Origin of the sequence: Nocardia brasiliensis (genome assembly GCF_042691675.1) — a bacterium.
GTDB classification, from domain to species: domain Bacteria; phylum Actinomycetota; class Actinomycetes; order Mycobacteriales; family Mycobacteriaceae; genus Nocardia; species Nocardia brasiliensis_D.
Map to the genome: position 1 here is coordinate 3,495,979 of NZ_CP170507.1, position 18,970 is coordinate 3,514,948.

Sequence of the window (18,970 nt, forward strand, 5' to 3'; positions counted from 1 at the left end):
AACCGAGTCAGGAGGACTGTGCAAGCCGTCCCCCCATCAAGATCATGCATGAGCTTGAGCAACTGAGCAAGGTGTTGGTTGTTGGTGGGCCGATGTGAGTATCGTTCGCAGCGTTGATGTTTAGTGTGGTGCTGCGATGGTTGGCCTGGAGCAGCATCCTGCCTGCGACTTCGATGGCGAGTGACCTACGTCACCGGTGCTGGTCGTCCGATCCGGGTATCGTTCGCTGCGTGGTGGTTTGGGGGAGGCTCTGAGAACTGCTGTGGAAGCGTGGTGCGACGTCGACGGTTTGAAGGCCTAGGGCGATGCGTGCCTACGTCGACCTCCCGAGCTGAGTGTCGTTGGCAGAGTGAATATTTGGGAGGAACTTCAGTGACTATCCCGGAAGATTGGCCAGCGGAAGCGTCGCGAGTGCGGCCGCTTGAGTTCGATCCGGTGGTTGTTGTGGGAATGGGCTGCCGCTTCCCAGGGGGATCCTCTCCAGATCAGTTGTGGAAGTTGCTTGTCGAAGGAAAGGATGCAATCGGGCCGTTCCCAACGGATCGGGGTTGGGATGTATCGGGCTTGTTCGACCCGGATCCTGGCGCTGCAGGTAAGTCGTACGTTCGCGAGGGCGGATTTATATATGACGCAGCCGATTTCGATGCTGCGTTCTTTGGGATAAACCCACGTGAGTCAGTTGCGATGGATCCTCAGCAGAGGGTGCTGCTGGAAACGTCCTGGGAGGCACTGGAATATGCGGGTATCAATCCAATATCACTGCGCGGTAGTGACACCGGAGTGTTCATTGGAGTCACGAGTCAGAACTACGGCAGCCTAGTCAATGAGAGTTCGAATCTGGCTGGGGCTGAGGGATATCGGCTGACAGGAACGTCGCCGAGCCTGGTCTCGGGTCGAGTCGCCTATGTCTTGGGGTTGCGGGGCCCGGCTGTCTCTGTAGACACTGCGAGTTCGTCGTCGCTGGTCGCACTGCATCAAGCAGTTCAATCGGTGCGGTCCGGTGAGTGCAGCCTCGCGTTGGCTGGCGGGGTAACAGTGATGGCTACGCCCGAGGCGTTTGTGGAGTACTCCCGCCAGCGGGGATTGGCCCCGGATGGGCGGTGCAAGCCGTTTGCTCAGGCTGCGAACGGCACCGCGTGGAGTGAAGGTGTCGGAGTAGTGGTGCTGGAACGGCTCTCTCAAGCTCGGGCGCTCGGTCACGATATATTGGCCGTTGTGCGGGGCACGGCCGTCAATCAGGACGGCGCCAGCAACGGGTTGACCGCACCTGACGGCCAGGCGCAACAACATGTAATCCGCACGGCATTGGCCAACGCACGTCTAGCGCCAAACGAAGTGGATGTCATCGAGGCGCACGGTACCGGTACGACTCTCGGTGACCCTATCGAAGCCGAAGCACTGTTGGCCACTTATGGCCAGGGCCGCCAAGCCGATCGGCCTGTGTGGCTGGGATCGATCAAATCGAACATTGGTCACGCCCAGGCCGCAGCAGGTATTGCGGGTGTAATCAAGATGATCCAGGCTATGCTCCATGGCATACTTCCGGAGACCCTGCACGTTGACGCTCCGACATCGCATGTGAACTGGTCGGCCGGCGCGATGCGGTTGTTGACAGAACGGCGCTCTTGGCCTGATTATGGTCACCCTCGACGGGCCGCCGTCTCATCGTTCGGAATTAGTGGAACTAACGCTCACCTGATTCTCGAACAAGCCCCGGAAGTTGCTGAGAACGCGGCCGATCCCGGTCGGAAACGCCACGCTGGCGAAAATGTTGGAATTGGAGTGCATGTGTGGCCCGTGTCCGCACGCACTCGCGAAGGTGTGAGTAGACAGTCCCAGCGACTGTACGAATTCGTGCAGGATCGTCCTAGTCTGGATTCGAGAGATTTAAGCTGGTCCTTGCTATATAGCCGACCCCAGTTTGAACACCGCGCCGTTGTGATCGGATCGTGTCGGGCGCAATTGCTTGCCGGGCTGAGAAGCCTGTCGGACGATCCGGCCACCATGGACGCGGTTACGGGTGCGGTGTCAACAGAAGGCAAGACAGTATTTGTGTTTCCTGGCCAGGGGGCACAACTATTAGGAATGGGCCAGGAGCTCTATTGCGCATTTCCCGAATTTGCTAATGCTTTTAACTCAGTGGTAGATGAGCTTGACCGCCACTTGGATACTCCGCTACGCAACGTTGTTTGGGGCGACGACGAAGAAGCATTGAACGCCACGCTGTTTGCGCAGGCCGGGCTGTTCGCCGTCGGAGTGGCATTATTCCACTTACTACGCAGTTGGGGCATACGTCCTGACTACGTTTCTGGTCATTCTATCGGCGAAATCGCTGCGGCGCACGTAGCACAAATTCTATCGCTACCCGATGCGGCCAGGCTGGTGGCGGAGCGAGGTCGCTTGATGCAAGCTCTGCCTTCGGGTGGAGCAATGATATCAGTGCAAGCGGGCGAGTCTGAAATTGCTGCACTGATGCTGGATGAAGTGGATATTGCGGCAGTTAACGCCCCTGATTCTGTCGTCCTTTCCGGTGCATACCAGTCTATAGTAGATCTAGTCGGACGGCTTGAGTGTGCTGGATTTCGCGTCAGAAATTTACCAGTTTCTCATGCGTTTCACTCACGGTTGATGGACCCGATGCTGACGGCATTCGCTGATGTCCTTGACGAATTGACTTTCTCCAATCCGGCGATACCAATTTTGTCCAACCGCACCGGTGATCTCGGCGATATCCGGATGATTTCGCCGGAGTACTGGGTATGTCACGTCCGTGAGACGGTCCGCTTCGCCGATGGAATGCATACACTGGCTGACGCTGGCGCAACCCGTTTTCTGGTGCTCGGTCCGGATGGCGGTTTGACAGGCCTGATCCGACAATGCTTCGAGTCTGCTGGTTCAACGAACGTGCTGGCGGTGTCGGTCCTGCGAAAGAATCGACCACAAGTACAAGGTCTGCTTCATGCTATGGCAGAACTGTACGCGACAGGTACCGCGATCGATTGGGCGGCCGTGTACTCTGCGCAAGTTGGCCGTCGAGTTGCTCTACCGACCTACGCATTTGATCGACGCCGGTACTGGCCCGAAACCGGCCTGAAAACGAAACCGGCAAAAGTCAGCGAGCCCGAGGCATGGACGTCAGACGATTCCATGGAACGCAGCACAAGTTATGTTCCCGAACTTCGACAGCGGCTAATCGGGTTGCAGGACACCGAACAACTCGACGTCTTACTCGAAGTTGTGCGCGCCCACCTGGCAACTGTCCTGGGGCATAGCGGGATCGATGCGGTTGACATCAACCATAATTTCAAAGATTTGGGTATCGACTCGTTGACCGCTGTCGAGGCCCGAGACAGGCTAGCCGCAACCACGGGCCTTGCGTTGCCCATAACTGTGCTCTTCAACTATCCCACGGTCAGAAAGCTTGCCGCCTACCTTCAACAGCAACTGTTAGGCGAGTATCAGCAGGCGAATTTCGTATCGGAAACCCCAACGGCAGCGGGGATGTCGGAGCCAATCGCCATCGTCGGTATAGGGTGTCGTCTTCCTGGCGGCGTCTCATCGCCCGACGAGCTGTGGCAGATGGTCGTTGATGGTCATGACGCAGTCGGCGAATTCCCCAGTGACCGAGGATGGGATATCGCCGAGTTGTACGATCCCGATCCCGTAGCGAGTGGAAAATCTTACAGCCGCACGGGTGGATTCTTGTACGACGCAGGCGATTTCGATTCGGGTTTCTTTGGGATCAACCCTCGCGAAGCTACGGCGATGGACCCTCAGCAACGGCTGCTGCTGGAAACCGTCTGGGAAGCCCTTGAGCATGCCGGCATCAAGCCAGACACTCTTCGTGGTAGCGATACCGGCGTATTTGTCGGTGTGACTGATCAGTCATACGGTAATGGGGCCGCCAATAGTGACGCGGCATCGGAGGGGTATCGGCTGACAGGCGGCACCACAAGTGTGGTATCTGGTCGAGTCGCATATGTCCTGGGGCTGCAAGGTCCAGCGGTCTCGATCGACACCGCATGTTCGTCATCACTGGTTGCTCTGCATCAAGCTGTGATGTCGGTTCGATCGGGTGAATGTGACTTGGCGTTGGCCTGTGGGGTTTCGGTAATGGCGACACCAGCCATGTTCATCGAGTTCTCTCGGCAGGGTGGGCTTGCGGAGGATGGCAGGTGCAAACCGTTCGCTGCGGCTGCTGACGGAACCTCGTGGAGCGAGGGCGTCGGGGTCCTGGTCATTGAGCGATTGTCGCAAGCTCATCAGCTTGGGCATGAGGTGCTGGCAGTCATCCGCGGGTCGGCAGTCAACCAGGATGGTGCTAGCAATGGGCTAACTGCCCCGAACGGCCTTTCCCAACAGCGTGTGATTCAGCGCGCACTGGCCAATGCGGGCATTACGCCTGACACGGTCGATGTGGTCGAAGCTCACGGGACCGGAACTAAACTAGGTGACCCTATCGAGGCGGAAGCGCTCCTGGCGACCTACGGTCAGAATCGGCCCCCAGATCGGCCTTTGTGGCTCGGATCGATAAAATCGAACGTCGGACATACCCAGGCTGCGGCAGGAATTGCTGGAGTCATTAAGATGATCCAGGCGCTGCGTCACAATATTCTTCCCAGAACCTTGCATGTGGATGCGCCGAGCCCTCATGTAAATTGGTCCAGTGGCGGCGTGAAGCTATTGGTCGAACAATGCAGCTGGAGCCTCCCCACTGCCGGACCCCGACGAGCTGCCGTCTCCTCGTTCGGAATTAGCGGTACCAATGCGCACGTCATCCTCGAGCAGGCCCCGTCTAAAGATCACTTGAGCGCTGTCGATACCCCTGATAGTGACGACGGAGAGAGTGGTGGTGCAACTAGCCGCAGGCCTGATAATCTCATCGGAACAACGGCATTACTCATATCCGGGCGGTCTCGGGAGGCGTTGACCGGGCAAGCGCAACGACTGTTGGATATGGCGCGGACTAGTCCTGAACTGAATCCTATAGACGTGGGCTGGTCGCTCCTTACGAGCCGTTCACAGTTTGAGCATCGCGCTGTTGTGATCGGAACTGACTGGACGCAGCTGCTGGACGGTCTGAGAGCACTAATCGATGCAGCTCCAAACGCGAATCTGGTCTCGGGGGAAGTGCGCCCAAATGGCAGAACGGTGTTTGTGTTCCCAGGGCAAGGTGCTCAATGGCTGGGTATGGGACGCAGGTTGCTCGATACTGTGCCTGTATTCAAGCGCAAGATCGTTGAATGTGCCGATGCGTTTGCGCCTTTGATTGACTGGTCCTTGCTTGATGTGCTGTCGGCTTCCGCTGACGACTCCGCATCGCCGAACGCGTCACTGTTCAATCGGGTCGATGTGATCCAGCCAGCGCTTTTTGCTGTAATGGTTTCTCTGGCGGAAGTTTGGCGTTCATTGGGCGTAATGCCAGACGCGGTGGTTGGTCATTCTCAAGGGGAAGTAGCTGCAGCATATGTCGCAGGAGCGCTTTCGCTTGAAGATGCGGCTCTTGTGGTGGTCGAACGAAGTCGGTTGGTTGCAGAACAACTGGCCGGTCGAGGAGGAATGGCTTCTGTATCGCTATCGCAAGCGGCTGTGACTGAGCGATTGGCTGATTATGGCGATGATTTAAGTATTGCCGCGATCAACGGACCGGCGGCGATCGTTGTATCAGGAAATATTACAGCGCTTGACAGGTTCCTTGCGTCCTGTAGTCATGACGGAATTCGAGCCAGCCGCATCTCGGTAGACTATGCTTCGCATTCCGCCTGTGTTGAGCCGCTTCGCGTTGAGCTTCTTCGTAGACTTCAGCATATATCGCCACGATCGTCGGCCGTCACATTCTATTCGACGGTTACTGGCGCACTGCTGGATACTGTCGAATTAGATGCGGATTACTGGTACCGCAATCTGCGCCACACGGTCCAATTTTACCAAACCGCAATCGGTCTATTTGAAGAAGGGTGCACGGTATTCATTGAATCCAGTCCGCATCCAGTCCTAATCCAGAGCGTTGAAGAAGCCGTCGACGTGCTCACAGAGGAAGCTCGCGCAGGTGCTAATTCTGCGACCAGAGACATTTTAGCCGTAGGTACGCTGCAGCGCGGTGATGGTGGGGCGGAGCGGCTGTTGAATGCCGCTGCCCAGCTGACCGTGGCTGGGGTGTCTGTGGACTGGTCAATGGTGTACGCAGGCCGTGCAGCGGCTCGAGTGAAGTTGCCAAACTATGCCTTCCAGCGGCGTCGGTATTGGCTCGACACTGTTACGAGGACTGGTGACGTTGCCTTGCTAGGGCTGCTGGCAGCGAATCATCCCATGGTTGGGGGCGTAATGCCGTCTCCGGAAACCGGTGGTGTTGTGGTTATTGGATGGCTGTCGTTGCAGACCCATCCGTGGCTGGCGGAGCACATGATCGGCGAGGTGATGGTCCTTCCAGGGACTGCTTTCCTTGAGTTGGCGATCCGAGCTGGTGATGAAACCGGTACTCCCGTAATACGGGAACTGACACTGTTGGCGCCGCTGGTGCTTCCGGCTGAAGGTGGTGTCCGGATGCAGACGATTGTCAGCGGGTCGGACGAAGCCGGTCAACGCACAATAGCAATCTACTCTTGCGTCAGCGACACTGAAGGGTGGGTCCTGCACGCTCAAGGTCAACTCGGTTCACGCGACCTCGCTTATGCGAAGACGGATATTCACACCGGGATAGATATGTGGCCGCCAGCTGACGCCGTGCTAGTAGATACTGATGGTTGCTATGACCAGTTAATTGATGTGGGTTACAGTTTCGGATCGGTATTTAGGGGACTACGGTCGGTCTGGCGCCGCGGTAACGAGTTGTTCGTCGACGCTGAGCTTCCGGAAACCGCAGCGGATATCCAGCAATACGGATTGCATCCAGCATTGCTGGATTCAGTCTTGCATGCGTTGCTGCTCGAAAACGGGAACGGGCTCAGCGCGAGGATGCCGTTCGCATGGGAAGAAGTCACCCTTCACGCCACTGGTGCGACGAAAATACGAGCTCGTATCAACTTGGTGGACCAGGACGTGGCAGCACTGCAGGTGACTGACCAGGCCGGAGATCCTGTGCTATCGATACGGTCACTGACAACACGAGCAGTTCGTTTCGATCAACTTGCCGCTGTTACAGCCGCCAGCCCGCTACACGCGATCGCGTGGAGGGCTATACCTACACCAAATCGACCCTCGCCGACGCCCTTCGTTTACTGGACCGACGCCACACATGAAACTGATGCTGAGGTGCTAGTTCTGGAATGCGATCACCATAGATCAGATGGCGTATTGGCAGGCACCCACGCGATGATCCATGAAGTTCATGCCGCACTGCGGACATTTACAAATCAGGCCCGATTTGTCTCAAGCACGCTGCTTGTAGTCACGCGCGGCGCAGTGTCGATTTCTGACAATGATGCTATTGCCAATCTGGCAGGGGCGGCCGTATGGGGCATGGTTCGATCGGCTCAATCCGAAGAGCCCGGCAGGATTGTGCTTGTCGACCTGGATACCTCAGGTGGTGATGGGTTAGATGGGATTGTATCGAGGGTATTGGCATGCGGAGAGCCCGTGGTTGGGGTTCGCAACCATGGTTTGTACGCGGCTCGACTGACGAGATTGCCGGTCATACGTAACAGCGGTGGTGCTGGTGTTAACGCCCTCAACGTCCGCGATGTGCCGCATGTTTCGGAAGGCTCTGTGGTAGTCACGGGCGGCACGGGCGGCCTGGGTGCTCTGATGGCCCGGCATCTGGTGGTCGAGCATGGGGTTCGGTCGTTGGTACTGGTCAGCCGACGAGGTATTGCAGCACCGGGCGCAGAGGAACTGAGGACGGAGCTTGCCGGGCTTGGGGCCCTAGTACGTGTCCAGGCATGCGACATGTCCGATCGTCGTGCCGTCGCGGCCCTCCTGGCCACGATCCCCGATGACCGACCACTGACGGGCATTGTGCACGCGGCTGGCGTGCACGACGACGGCGTCATCAACACACTGACGCCTCAGCAGATCGATTCGGTTCTGGCGGCAAAAGCGGACGCCGCCTGGCATCTGCACGAGCTGACCCAAGATCGGGACTTAGCGGTATTCATCCTCTTTTCCTCGCTCGTAGGTGTCGTAGGAGTACCAGGCCTGAGTAACTATGCGGCCGCGAACGCCTTCCTCGATGGGTTGGCCACTCACCGGAGTCTGAAGGGGCTCGCAGCGACCTCAATCGTCTGGGGGCTGTGGGGATCCGGGGCCGGGATGGCCGGACATCTCGGCAATGCAGACGCTGCGCGCATGAATCGTGCCGGTATGGCTGAGATGACCGTCGAACAAGGGGTAGCACTCTTCGATTCTGCGATCGGTCAGCACCGCCCAGTTGTCCTGGCGATGCATCTGGATCGATTGATATTGGCTGAACAGGCACGTGCTGGTACGTTGCCGCCGCTGATGTCAGAGTTGCTGCCGACTCGAGTACGTAGAGAAGCGGCTGCGGGGGAGGGACTGAGGGGTTTTGAACGCCTTCTCGGGCTGTCCGAATCTGAACAACGACAACTGATTCTCGAAATTGTCCGCGCCCAGGTCGCCACCGTATTGGGTCACGCCGGACCGGAAGCGGTAGACGCGAATCACAGCTTTCACGACCTCGGCTTTGATTCGTTGACCGCGGTCGAGGTCCGTAACCGGCTCAACACCGTGACCGGGCTGCGGCTGCCGGCGACGCTGGTGTTCGACTACCCGACCCCCGACGCGATCACCGGCCACATCCTGCACGAACTGCACGGATCGGCTGCCGTGCCGGCGATGGTGACACCGCTGGTGTCGGCGGATGTGTCGGATCCGGTGGTGGTTGTGGGGATTGGCTGCCGTTACCCCGGCGGGGTGAGTTCTCCCGAGGACTTGTGGCGTGTGGTGGCCGAGGGGCGTGACACGATCGGTGGGTTCCCGACCGATCGTGGCTGGGACATCGATGCCCTGTTCGATCCCGAACCCGGGATCGCGGGCAAGTCGTATGTGCGTGACGGCGGGTTCGTGTACGACGCTGGGGAATTCGATGCCGGGTTCTTCGGGATCAGCCCCCGCGAAGCGGTCGCGATGGATCCGCAGCAGCGGTTGCTGCTGGAAACGGTGTGGGAAGCCCTCGAACACGCCGGGATCGCCCCGGAATCGTTGCGCGGCAGCGACACCGGCGTCTTCGTCGGCGTCAGCGATCATCATTACGGCCTTGGTGCCGGGCCGGAAGGTGACATCGGTGCCGAGGGATATCGGATGACCGGTGGTGTGGCCAGTGTCGTGTCCGGTCGGGTGTCGTATGTGCTGGGGTTGGAAGGCCCGGCGGTATCGATCGACACCGCCTGCTCGTCGAGCCTGGTCGCCCTGCACCAAGCCGCACAAGCCGTGCGCGCGGGGGAATGCGCGATGGCACTCGTCGGTGGCGTGGCAGTGATGTCGAGTCCGTGGGTGTTCGAAGAATTCTCCCGCCAACGCGGGCTGGCGGCCGATGCCCGATGCAAACCGTTCGCCGACGCCGCCGACGGCACCGCGTTCGCCGAGGGTGTCGGTGTGCTGGTGGTGGAACGGCTTTCCGATGCCCGCCGTCACGGTCATCAGGTGCTGGCGGTGGTGCGTGGTAGTGCGGTGAATCAGGATGGTGCCTCCAACGGGTTGACCGCGCCGAACGGGCCTTCGCAGCAGCGGGTGATCCGGCGGGCGTTGGCCAACGCGGGTTTGACCACGGGCGAGGTGGATGTGGTCGAGGCCCACGGCACCGGCACCCGATTGGGTGACCCGATCGAGGCCCAAGCGTTGCTGGCCACCTACGGCCAGGACCGGCCCGAGGACAAACCGTTGTGGCTGGGGTCGATCAAATCCAACATCGGCCACTCCCAGGCCGCGGCCGGTGTCGCCGGTGTCATCAAGATGATCCAGGCCATGCGCCACGGTGTGGCCCCGAAAACCCTGCACGTGGATGCGCCGTCGTCGCATGTGGATTGGGACAGCGGCGCGGTGCAGTTGCTCACCGAAGCCCGCGACTGGCCCGACGGGGACCGGCCGCGTCGTGCGGCGGTGTCCTCCTTCGGGATCAGCGGCACCAACGCCCACGTCATCCTCGAACAAGCACCCGCGGTTGCCGAGGTGATTGATTCCGAGGCAACCGTTTCCGACACGACCGGTGTGGTGGTGTGGAGGTTGTCGGGTCGTAGTCGTGAGGCGTTGGTCGGGCAGGCGCGGCGGTTGGCCGATTTCATTGCCGCCGATGCGGGATTAGAGGCCGCCGATGTGGGGTGGTCGCTGTTGCAGCGGTCGCGGTTCGAACATCGTGCGCTGGTCGTCGGTGTCGATCGTGAGCAGTTGCTGGCCGGGTTGATCAGTATCGGCACCGACACCCCGGCCGCGAACACGGTGACCGGCACCGGTGCTGGTGCCGGTAAGACGGTGTTGGTGTTCCCGGGTCAGGGCGCCCAGTGGGTCGGCATGGGCCGGGAGTTGTATGAGCGGTTCCCGGTGTTCGCTGCGGCGTTCGACGCGGTGGTGGCCGAGTTGGATCCGCGGTTGGGTTGTTCACTGCGTGAGGTGGTGTGGGGTGAACACGCAGAACCGTTGAACGCCACCGTGTTCGCGCAGGCCGCATTGTTCGCCGTCGGTGTGGGTGTGTTCGCGTTGCTGCGGGCCTGGGGTGTGCGTCCGGACATGCTGGCCGGTCATTCCATCGGTGAGATCACCGCCGCGCATGTCGCGGGAGTGTTGAGTCTCGAGGATGCCGCGGTGCTGGTCGCGGCGCGGGGCCAGTTGATGCAGGCGTTGCCCGAGGGCGGGGCGATGGCCGCGGTGCAGGCCTCCGAAACCGAGATCGCCGAACTGTTCACCGAATTTGGTACCGGTGCAGTCGATATCGCCGCGGTCAACGCGGTCGATTCGCTGGTGATCTCCGGTGAGGCCGACGCGGTCGAAACGGTCACCACTCATCTGGCCGGTCTGGGTCGGCGGGTCACCCGGTTGCCGGTGTCGCATGCGTTCCATTCGGTGTTGATGGAGCCGATGCTGGCCGAGTTCGCCGAGGTGGTCGCCGGATTGTCCTTCGCCGAACCGGCCATCCCGATCGTGTCCAACCTCGACGGGCAACTGGCCGGACCCGAACTGGCCGACCCGCACTATTGGGTGCGTCATGTCCGTGGCACGGTTCGTTTCGCCGAAACGATCCACACCCTCCATGAGGCCGGTGCGACCCGGTTCCTCGTCGCGGGTCCCGACGGCGGGCTCACCGCGTTGATCGATCAAAACCTGCAACCCCACACCGACACCGGTGTCGTGGTCACCGCGGCACTGCGCCGAGACCGTTCACAAACCGACACGATGCTGACCGCGGTCGCGCACCTGGATGTGGCCGGTGTGGAGATTGATTGGACCGCGCTGTACACCGGGCGTGGTGTCGCCCGTGTCGGGTTGCCGACGTATGCGTTCCAGCGTCGCCGCTACTGGCTCGACACCAGCGCCGGCACCGGAGACGCGGTGGAGGATGTGATCGATGCCGAGTTCTGGCGTGCGGTGGAGCACAAGGACATCGATGCATTGGGAATCGACCCGTCGCAGTCCTTCGGTGATGTTCTTCCGCTGCTGTCCTCGTGGCGCCAACAGCGTCAAGACCAGTCAGTTCTGGACTCGTGGCGTTATCGCATTGCCTGGAAGGCATTGCCCGACAGTGCTGCCCGACTGACCGGGACCTGGCTCGTCGTCAGCTCGAGCACCGTCGGGCTGGATCACGACCTGGCTCGGGTACTGACCGAATCTGGTGCTCATGTTCGGCGCATAGACGTCGACGTTGAGCGGATGGGGCGATCGGAGATCGCCGCCGCGATCGGTGCGGTGAAGGCAACCGACGAGATCTCGGGCGTGTTGTCTTTGCTGGCTTTCGACGATCAACCTGGTATGGCATCCCTGGCAGTGCCGAGGGGTCTGTGGGGGAATCTGCTGCTTGTCCAAGCGTGCGACGACGAATCTGTCGGAGCACCATTGTGGTGTGTGACCCGAGGCGCGGTCGTGGTGGCGTCGACCGATCGATCACCCAACGCTATGCAGTCACAGGTATGGGGAGCGGGGCAGGTCGTCGGCCTGGAGTATCCGGATTGGTGGGGCGGTCTGATCGATTTGCCCATCGAACACGACGATGCCACTCTGCGGCGACTGGTTGCCGCGTTATCTCGCGGCGATGGTGAAGATCAAATGGCGATTCGCGGTTCAGCCGTTCATGCGCGTCGAATGATACGCGCGTCCTCGACCAAGCCGGGATCGACCGCAGTGTGGAAGCTGCGGGGAGCAGTGCTGATCACCGGTGGAACCGGAGCTCTCGGCGCCCACGTAGCACGCTATGCCGCACGACACGGCGCCGAGCATCTGATCTTGGTCAGTCGGCGAGGCACCCGGGCACCTAGTGCTCTGGAGTTGGAATCCGAACTCCTCGCGATGGGCACGGCGGTGACGGTCCTGGCGTGCGACATGACCCAACGCGACGACGTTGCCGCCGCATTGTCGGTGATAGATGCCGGAGACGTTCCTCTGACTGCGGTGATTCATGCCGCAGGTGCCGGCGGCACCGTTCCCATCGAAGAAATCGGGTATTCGTCATTGGCGGCAACTCTTGCGGCCAAGGTTTGCGGTGCCCAACACCTCGACGAACTCCTCGGGCAGCGCCGGTTGGACGCGTTTGTGATGTTTTCTTCCGGCGCTGCCACGTGGGGCACCGTGGGCGGGGCCGCGTATGCCGCGGGAAACGCCTACCTGGACGGTTTGGCCGGAGCTCGCCGTGCACGGGGGCTGGTTGCGACGTCTGTGGCCTGGGGCGTCTGGGCCGGCGGCGGTATGGGTGATGAGGAAGGTTTTGCCCCCTACTTTCGGCGGTTGGGTGTGCGGTTGCTGGAACCCGAGCTGGCGACCAAAGCCTTGGCACACGCCATCGGTATCGACGAAACACTGATCACAGTCGCCGACATCGATTGGGAACGGTTCACCGGTCCCTACACCCTGTCGAGACGGCGTCCGTTGATCGAAGATCTGCCCGAGGTACAGGACATCCTTCGAGAACACGATCAGGAAACCCTTGTGGTCGACAGCGAATTCCAGCAACAGTTGGCCGGGTTGGCCGAGCCCGAGCAGCGGCGGCTGGTGCTGGATATGGTCCGCTCGCAGATCGCGGTGGTCCTCGGTCATGCTGGTGCCGAGGCGGTGGAGGCCACTCGCAACTTCCGTGATCTGGGTATCGACTCGCTGACCGCGGTCGAGGCCCGTAACCGGCTCAACACCGTGACCGGGCTGCGGCTGCCGGCGACGCTGGTGTTCGACTACCCGACCCCCGACGCGATCACCGGCCACATCCTGCACGAACTGCACGGATCGGCTGCCGTGCCGGCGATGGTGACACCGCTGGTGTCGGCGGATGTGTCGGATCCGGTGGTGGTTGTGGGGATTGGCTGCCGTTACCCCGGCGGGGTGAGTTCTCCCGAGGACTTGTGGCGTGTGGTGGCCGAGGGGCGTGACACGATCGGTGGGTTCCCGACCGATCGTGGCTGGGACATCGATGCCCTGTTCGATCCCGAACCCGGGATCGCGGGCAAGTCGTATGTGCGTGACGGCGGGTTCGTGTACGACGCTGGGGAATTCGATGCCGGGTTCTTCGGGATCAGCCCCCGCGAAGCGGTCGCGATGGATCCGCAGCAGCGGTTGCTGCTGGAAACGGTGTGGGAAGCCCTCGAACACGCCGGGATCGCCCCGGAATCGTTGCGCGGCAGCGACACCGGCGTCTTCGTCGGCGTCACCGACGCCTACTACAGCGTCGGCGCCGACAGCGACATCAGTGCCGAGGGATTCCGGTTGACCGGTGGTGCGGCCAGTGTCGTGTCCGGTCGGGTGTCGTATGTGCTGGGGTTGGAAGGCCCGGCGGTATCGATCGACACCGCCTGCTCGTCGAGCCTGGTCGCCGTGCACCAAGCCGCACAAGCCGTGCGCGCGGGGGAATGCGCGATGGCACTCGTCGGTGGCGTGGCAGTGATGTCGAGTCCGTGGGTGTTCGCAGAGTTCTCCCGACAGCAGGGCCTGGCGCCCGACGGGCGGTCCAAATCCTTCGCCGACGCCGCCGACGGCACCGGATGGTCCGAGGGTGTCGGTGTGCTGGTGGTGGAACGGCTTTCCGATGCCCGCCGTCACGGTCATCAGGTGCTGGCGGTGGTGCGTGGTAGTGCGGTGAATCAGGATGGTGCCTCCAACGGGTTGACCGCGCCGAACGGGCCTTCGCAGCAGCGGGTGATCCGGCGGGCGTTGGCCAACGCGGGTTTGACCACGGGCGAGGTGGATGTGGTCGAGGCCCACGGCACCGGCACCCGATTGGGTGACCCGATCGAGGCCCAAGCGTTGCTGGCCACCTACGGCCAGGACCGGCCCGAGGACAAACCGTTGTGGCTGGGGTCGATCAAATCCAACATCGGCCACTCCCAGGCCGCGGCCGGTGTCGCCGGTGTCATCAAGATGATCCAGGCCATGCGCCACGGTGTGGCCCCGAAAACCCTGCACGTGGATGCGCCGTCGTCGCATGTGGATTGGGACAGCGGCGCGGTGCAGTTGCTCACCGAAGCCCGCGACTGGCCCGACGGGGACCGGCCGCGTCGTGCGGCGGTGTCCTCCTTCGGTGTCAGCGGCACCAACGCCCACGTCATCCTCGAACAAGCACCCGTCATCGAAAACCACAGTGACACCGACGATCCCGCCGATTCGACCGGTGGCATCGACACCACCGGCACGACCGTTACCGGCGCTGGTGCCGGGGTGGTGGTGTGGAGGTTGTCGGGTCGTAGTCGTGAGGCGTTGGTCGGGCAGGCGCGGCGGTTGGCCGATTTCATTGCCGCCGATGCGGGATTAGAGGCCGCCGATGTGGGGTGGTCGCTGTTGCAGCGGTCGCGGTTCGAACATCGTGCGCTGGTCGTCGGTGTCGATCGTGAGCAGTTGCTGGCCGGGTTGATCAGTATCGGCACCGACACCCCGGCCGCGAACACGGTGACCGGCACCGGTGCTGGTGCCGGTAAGACGGTGTTGGTGTTCCCGGGTCAGGGCGCCCAGTGGGTCGGCATGGGCCGGGAGTTGCTCGACACTGCTCCGGTGTTCGCGCAGGCGATCGACGAATGCGACCGAGCGTTCTCGGTGTTGGTGGACTGGTCACTGACCGATGTGCTGCGTGGCAGCGTGGACGCCCCGTCGCTGGATCGTGTCGATGTGGTGCAGCCGGTGTCGTTCGCGGTGATGGTGGGACTGGCCCGCTTGTGGGCCGCGTTCGGGGTGGTCCCCGACGCGGTGATGGGCCATTCCCAAGGCGAGATCGCCGCCGCCTACGTGGCCGGTGCGTTGACCCTCGAAGACGCTGCCCGCGTGGTGGTTTCACGCAGCCGCCTGATCCAGCAACAACTGGCCGGCAACGGCGCGATGGCCTCGGTGTCGATGCCCGCGGACGCGGTGACATCACGACTGAACGACCGAGTGAGCATCGCCGCGGTGAACGGACCGAACTCGGTTGTAGTCTCCGGTGAACCCGGAGCTATCGAACATCTGGTCAACGCATGCGAGATCGACGGAATCCATGCCCGCCGTATTGCAGTGGATTATGCCTCCCACTCCGCGCAGGTCGAGTCGTTGCAGGCTGCCTTGTTGGAGGCTCTCGGGGGTGTCAGCGCAGGCTCGTCGCTGATCCCGTTCTACTCCACGGTGACCGGGGAATTGGTGGATACCACCGGTTTGGATGCGCACTACTGGTATCGCAACCTGCGTCAAACGGTGTGTTTGCAACAAGCCACTGAGGCGCTGCTCGCGGACGGGCACACCCGTTTCGTGGAGGTCAGCGCGCATCCGGTGCTGACCGTCGCGATCGAGGACACCAGCACCAACATCCACACCGGCACCGGTACCGGCGCACCCGAGACTGTCGTGGTGGTCGGGTCGCTGCGCCGCGACGACGGTGGACTGGACCGATTCCTGCATGCGGTCGCGTGCCTGGATGTGGCCGGTGTGGAGATTGATTGGACCGCGCTGTACACCGGGCGTGGTGTCGCCCGTGTCGGGTTGCCGACGTATGCGTTCCAGCGTCGCCGCTACTGGCTCGACACCAGCGCCGGCACCGGAGACGCGGTGTCGCTGGGACAGGCGGCCGCCGATCACCCGCTGGTCGGGGCCGTGGTCGCGGCTCCGGACACCGGGGGTGTCACGGTGACGGGCCGGTTGTCGTTGCGTACGCATCCGTGGCTGGCCGATCATGCCGTGGGTGGTGTGGTGTTGCTGCCCGGTACCGGGTTTGTGGAGTTGGTGTTGCGTGCCGGCGACGAGGTCGGCTGCCCGCTGCTGCAGGAACTGACCCTGCTGGCTCCTTTGAGCCTGCCCGAGACCGGTGCACGGCAGATCCAAGTCCTCATCGGTGGTGCCGACAGCGACGGCCAGCGGGTGGTGACGGTCTACTCCCGACCCGACACCGACAGCGATACCGACGGGGAGTGGGTGTTGCACGCCCAAGGCGTGGTAGCTCCCGACACCGCGGCAGCAGTTGTCCCACCGTGGACGCAGTGGCCTCCGGTCGGCGCGGAGCCGGTGCCGATCGACGGCCTCTACGACGGGTTGACCGACACCGGTTACGGGTACGGGCCGATGTTCCAAGGCCTGCAACAAGTTTGGCGCGATGGCACAGAGTTGTATGTGCAGGCTGCCCTGCCCGCGACCGACGGCATCGACAGTGTGGGGGAGGCGCACCGTTACGGGTTGCATCCGGCGCTGCTGGATGCGGTCCTGCACGCGTTGGGCCTCGATGACACTCACGACACCGGGGACACCGGTGGTGGGCAGGGGCCGCGGTTGCCGTTCGCGTGGGAACAAGTCGGTCTGCACGCGACCGGCGCCGCTCTGGTCCGGGCCCGGATCACCAGCACCGACACCGGTGCGGTGTCGATCGTGGTGGCCGACGAGACCGGGCAGCCGGTGCTGACGGTCGGCTCGCTGGTATTGCGGCCGGTCGCGTTCGATCAGCTCACCATCACCTCCGGGGACCGGTTGTTGGCTGTGGACTGGAACCCGGTCACCGCTCCCGAGCCGGTATCGGTGGTGCCGTACATCACCTGGACCCAACACGCCACACCCGACACCGTGAGTGACGGTGCAAGCGATGCGTCGGTGGTCGTGTTCGATGCCCGCGATATCGCTGCTGGTGAGGCGGATCCGGTGTGGCAGGCGCACACCGCGGTGCATCGGGTGCTGGCGGCGGTGCAGGAGTTCTCCGATCCACACTGGTCGGGTCCGGGTGTGTTGATGGTGTTGACCCGTGGCGCGGTCGCGGTGGCCGGTAGCGCGGTGACCGATTTGGCCGCCTCGGCGGTGTGGGGGCTGGTGCGCTCGGCGCAGACCGAAGACCCCGGCCGCATCGTGCTCATCGACCTCGACCTCGACCTCGAGCCCGATGCCGAAACCGAATCGGGGGAGGATTTGTTCTCGCCGGCGGTCGCCGAGGTCGTGTCCACGGCTAGCGCGCTCGGCGAGCCGCAGCTCGCGATCCGCAACGGGACCACCCACACCCCCCGACTGACCCGACTCACCTCCCAACCCGCCGAGATCACCGATGGTGACCGCGGTGTGGTGTTGGCCGAGGGCACGGTGATCGTCACTGGTGGTACCGGTGGGTTGGGTGCGTTGGTGGCCCGGCATCTGGTGTCCTCGTACGGAGTGCGGTCGCTGGTGTTGGCCAGCCGCCGCGGCATGGGCGCGCCTGGTGCCGAGGAACTGCAAGCGGAACTGGTCGGGCTCGGCGCGCGGGTGCGTGTGGAAGCCTGTGATGTGTCCGATCGTGCTGCGGTGGCTGCTCTTCTTGCTGTGGTCCCTGAGGACAGTCCGTTGACCGGTGTGGTGCATGCGGCGGGTGTGCTCGATGACGGGATGATGGCGGCGTTGACGCCGCAGCGGGTGGATGTGGTGATGTCGGCCAAGGCCGATGCGGCTTGGCATCTGCACGAGTTGACTCGTGATCGGGATCTGGCGTTGTTCGTGTTGTTCTCCGCATTGGCCGGGGTCGTGGGTGGGCCCGGGCAGGGCAACTACGCGGCGGCGAACACCTTCCTCGACGGGTTGGCCGAGTACCGGCGTGCCCGGGGTTTGGCGGCGACGTCGATCGCGTGGGGTTTGTGGGCTTCGGGGACCGGGATGACCGGGCATCTCGAGCGTGGTGATGTCGCTCGTAACAGTCGTGGTGGGTTCCGGGCGGTCTCGGATGAGCAGGGGTTGGCGTTGTTCGATGCCGCGATCGCGCAGCATCGTGCCACGGTGACCGCGACCCGTCTGGACACCGCCGCGTTGGCCGCGTCCGCGCGGGCCGGGTTGTTGGCACCGCTGCTGCGGGGACTGGCCCCGGCCGCGCGCCGCAGTGTCGATACCACCACCACACCGGGGACCGGATCGGCGCTGCTGGCTCGGTTGGCCGGGTTGGCCGAGCCCGAGCAGCGGCGGCTGGTGCTGGATATGGTCCGCTCGCAGATCGCGGTGGTCCTCGGTCATGCTGGTGCCGAGGCGGTGGAGGCCACTCGCAACTTCCGTGATCTGGGTATCGACTCGCTGACCGCGGTCGAGGCCCGTAACCGGCTCAACACCGTGACCGGGCTGCGGCTGCCGGCGACGCTGGTGTTCGACTACCCGACCCCCGACGCGATCACCGGCCACATCCTGCACGAACTGCACGGATCCACTGAGACAAGGGTGGACGAGAACGAGCTTCGTAGGAGCCTAAGTTCAGTGCCAATTGATCGATTTAAGCAAGCGGGAATCCTTAACGTTCTTGCTGACCTGGCTGAAGAGTATCGCCAGCTTAATCGTTCTGCAGAGTATGGAGACGAAGATTCTATCGATTCAATGGATTCGGAGAGTCTTGTCGACTACATCCTTGGCAATACCGATAAATAAGTCTTAGGGGAGAAGATTC

General features: G+C 62.3%; 1 protein-coding gene. It reads left to right on the forward strand.

The genetic code is table 11. The features are described 5' to 3' along the window. The first annotated feature begins 372 nt into the window (after positions 1–372). Positions 373–18,951: a type I polyketide synthase gene (locus ACFK0J_RS16445; RefSeq protein ID WP_378741115.1), complete on the forward strand. Its 18,579-nt coding sequence runs from the start codon at positions 373–375 to the stop codon at positions 18,949–18,951. Positions 18,952–18,970: the final 19 nt, after the last annotated feature.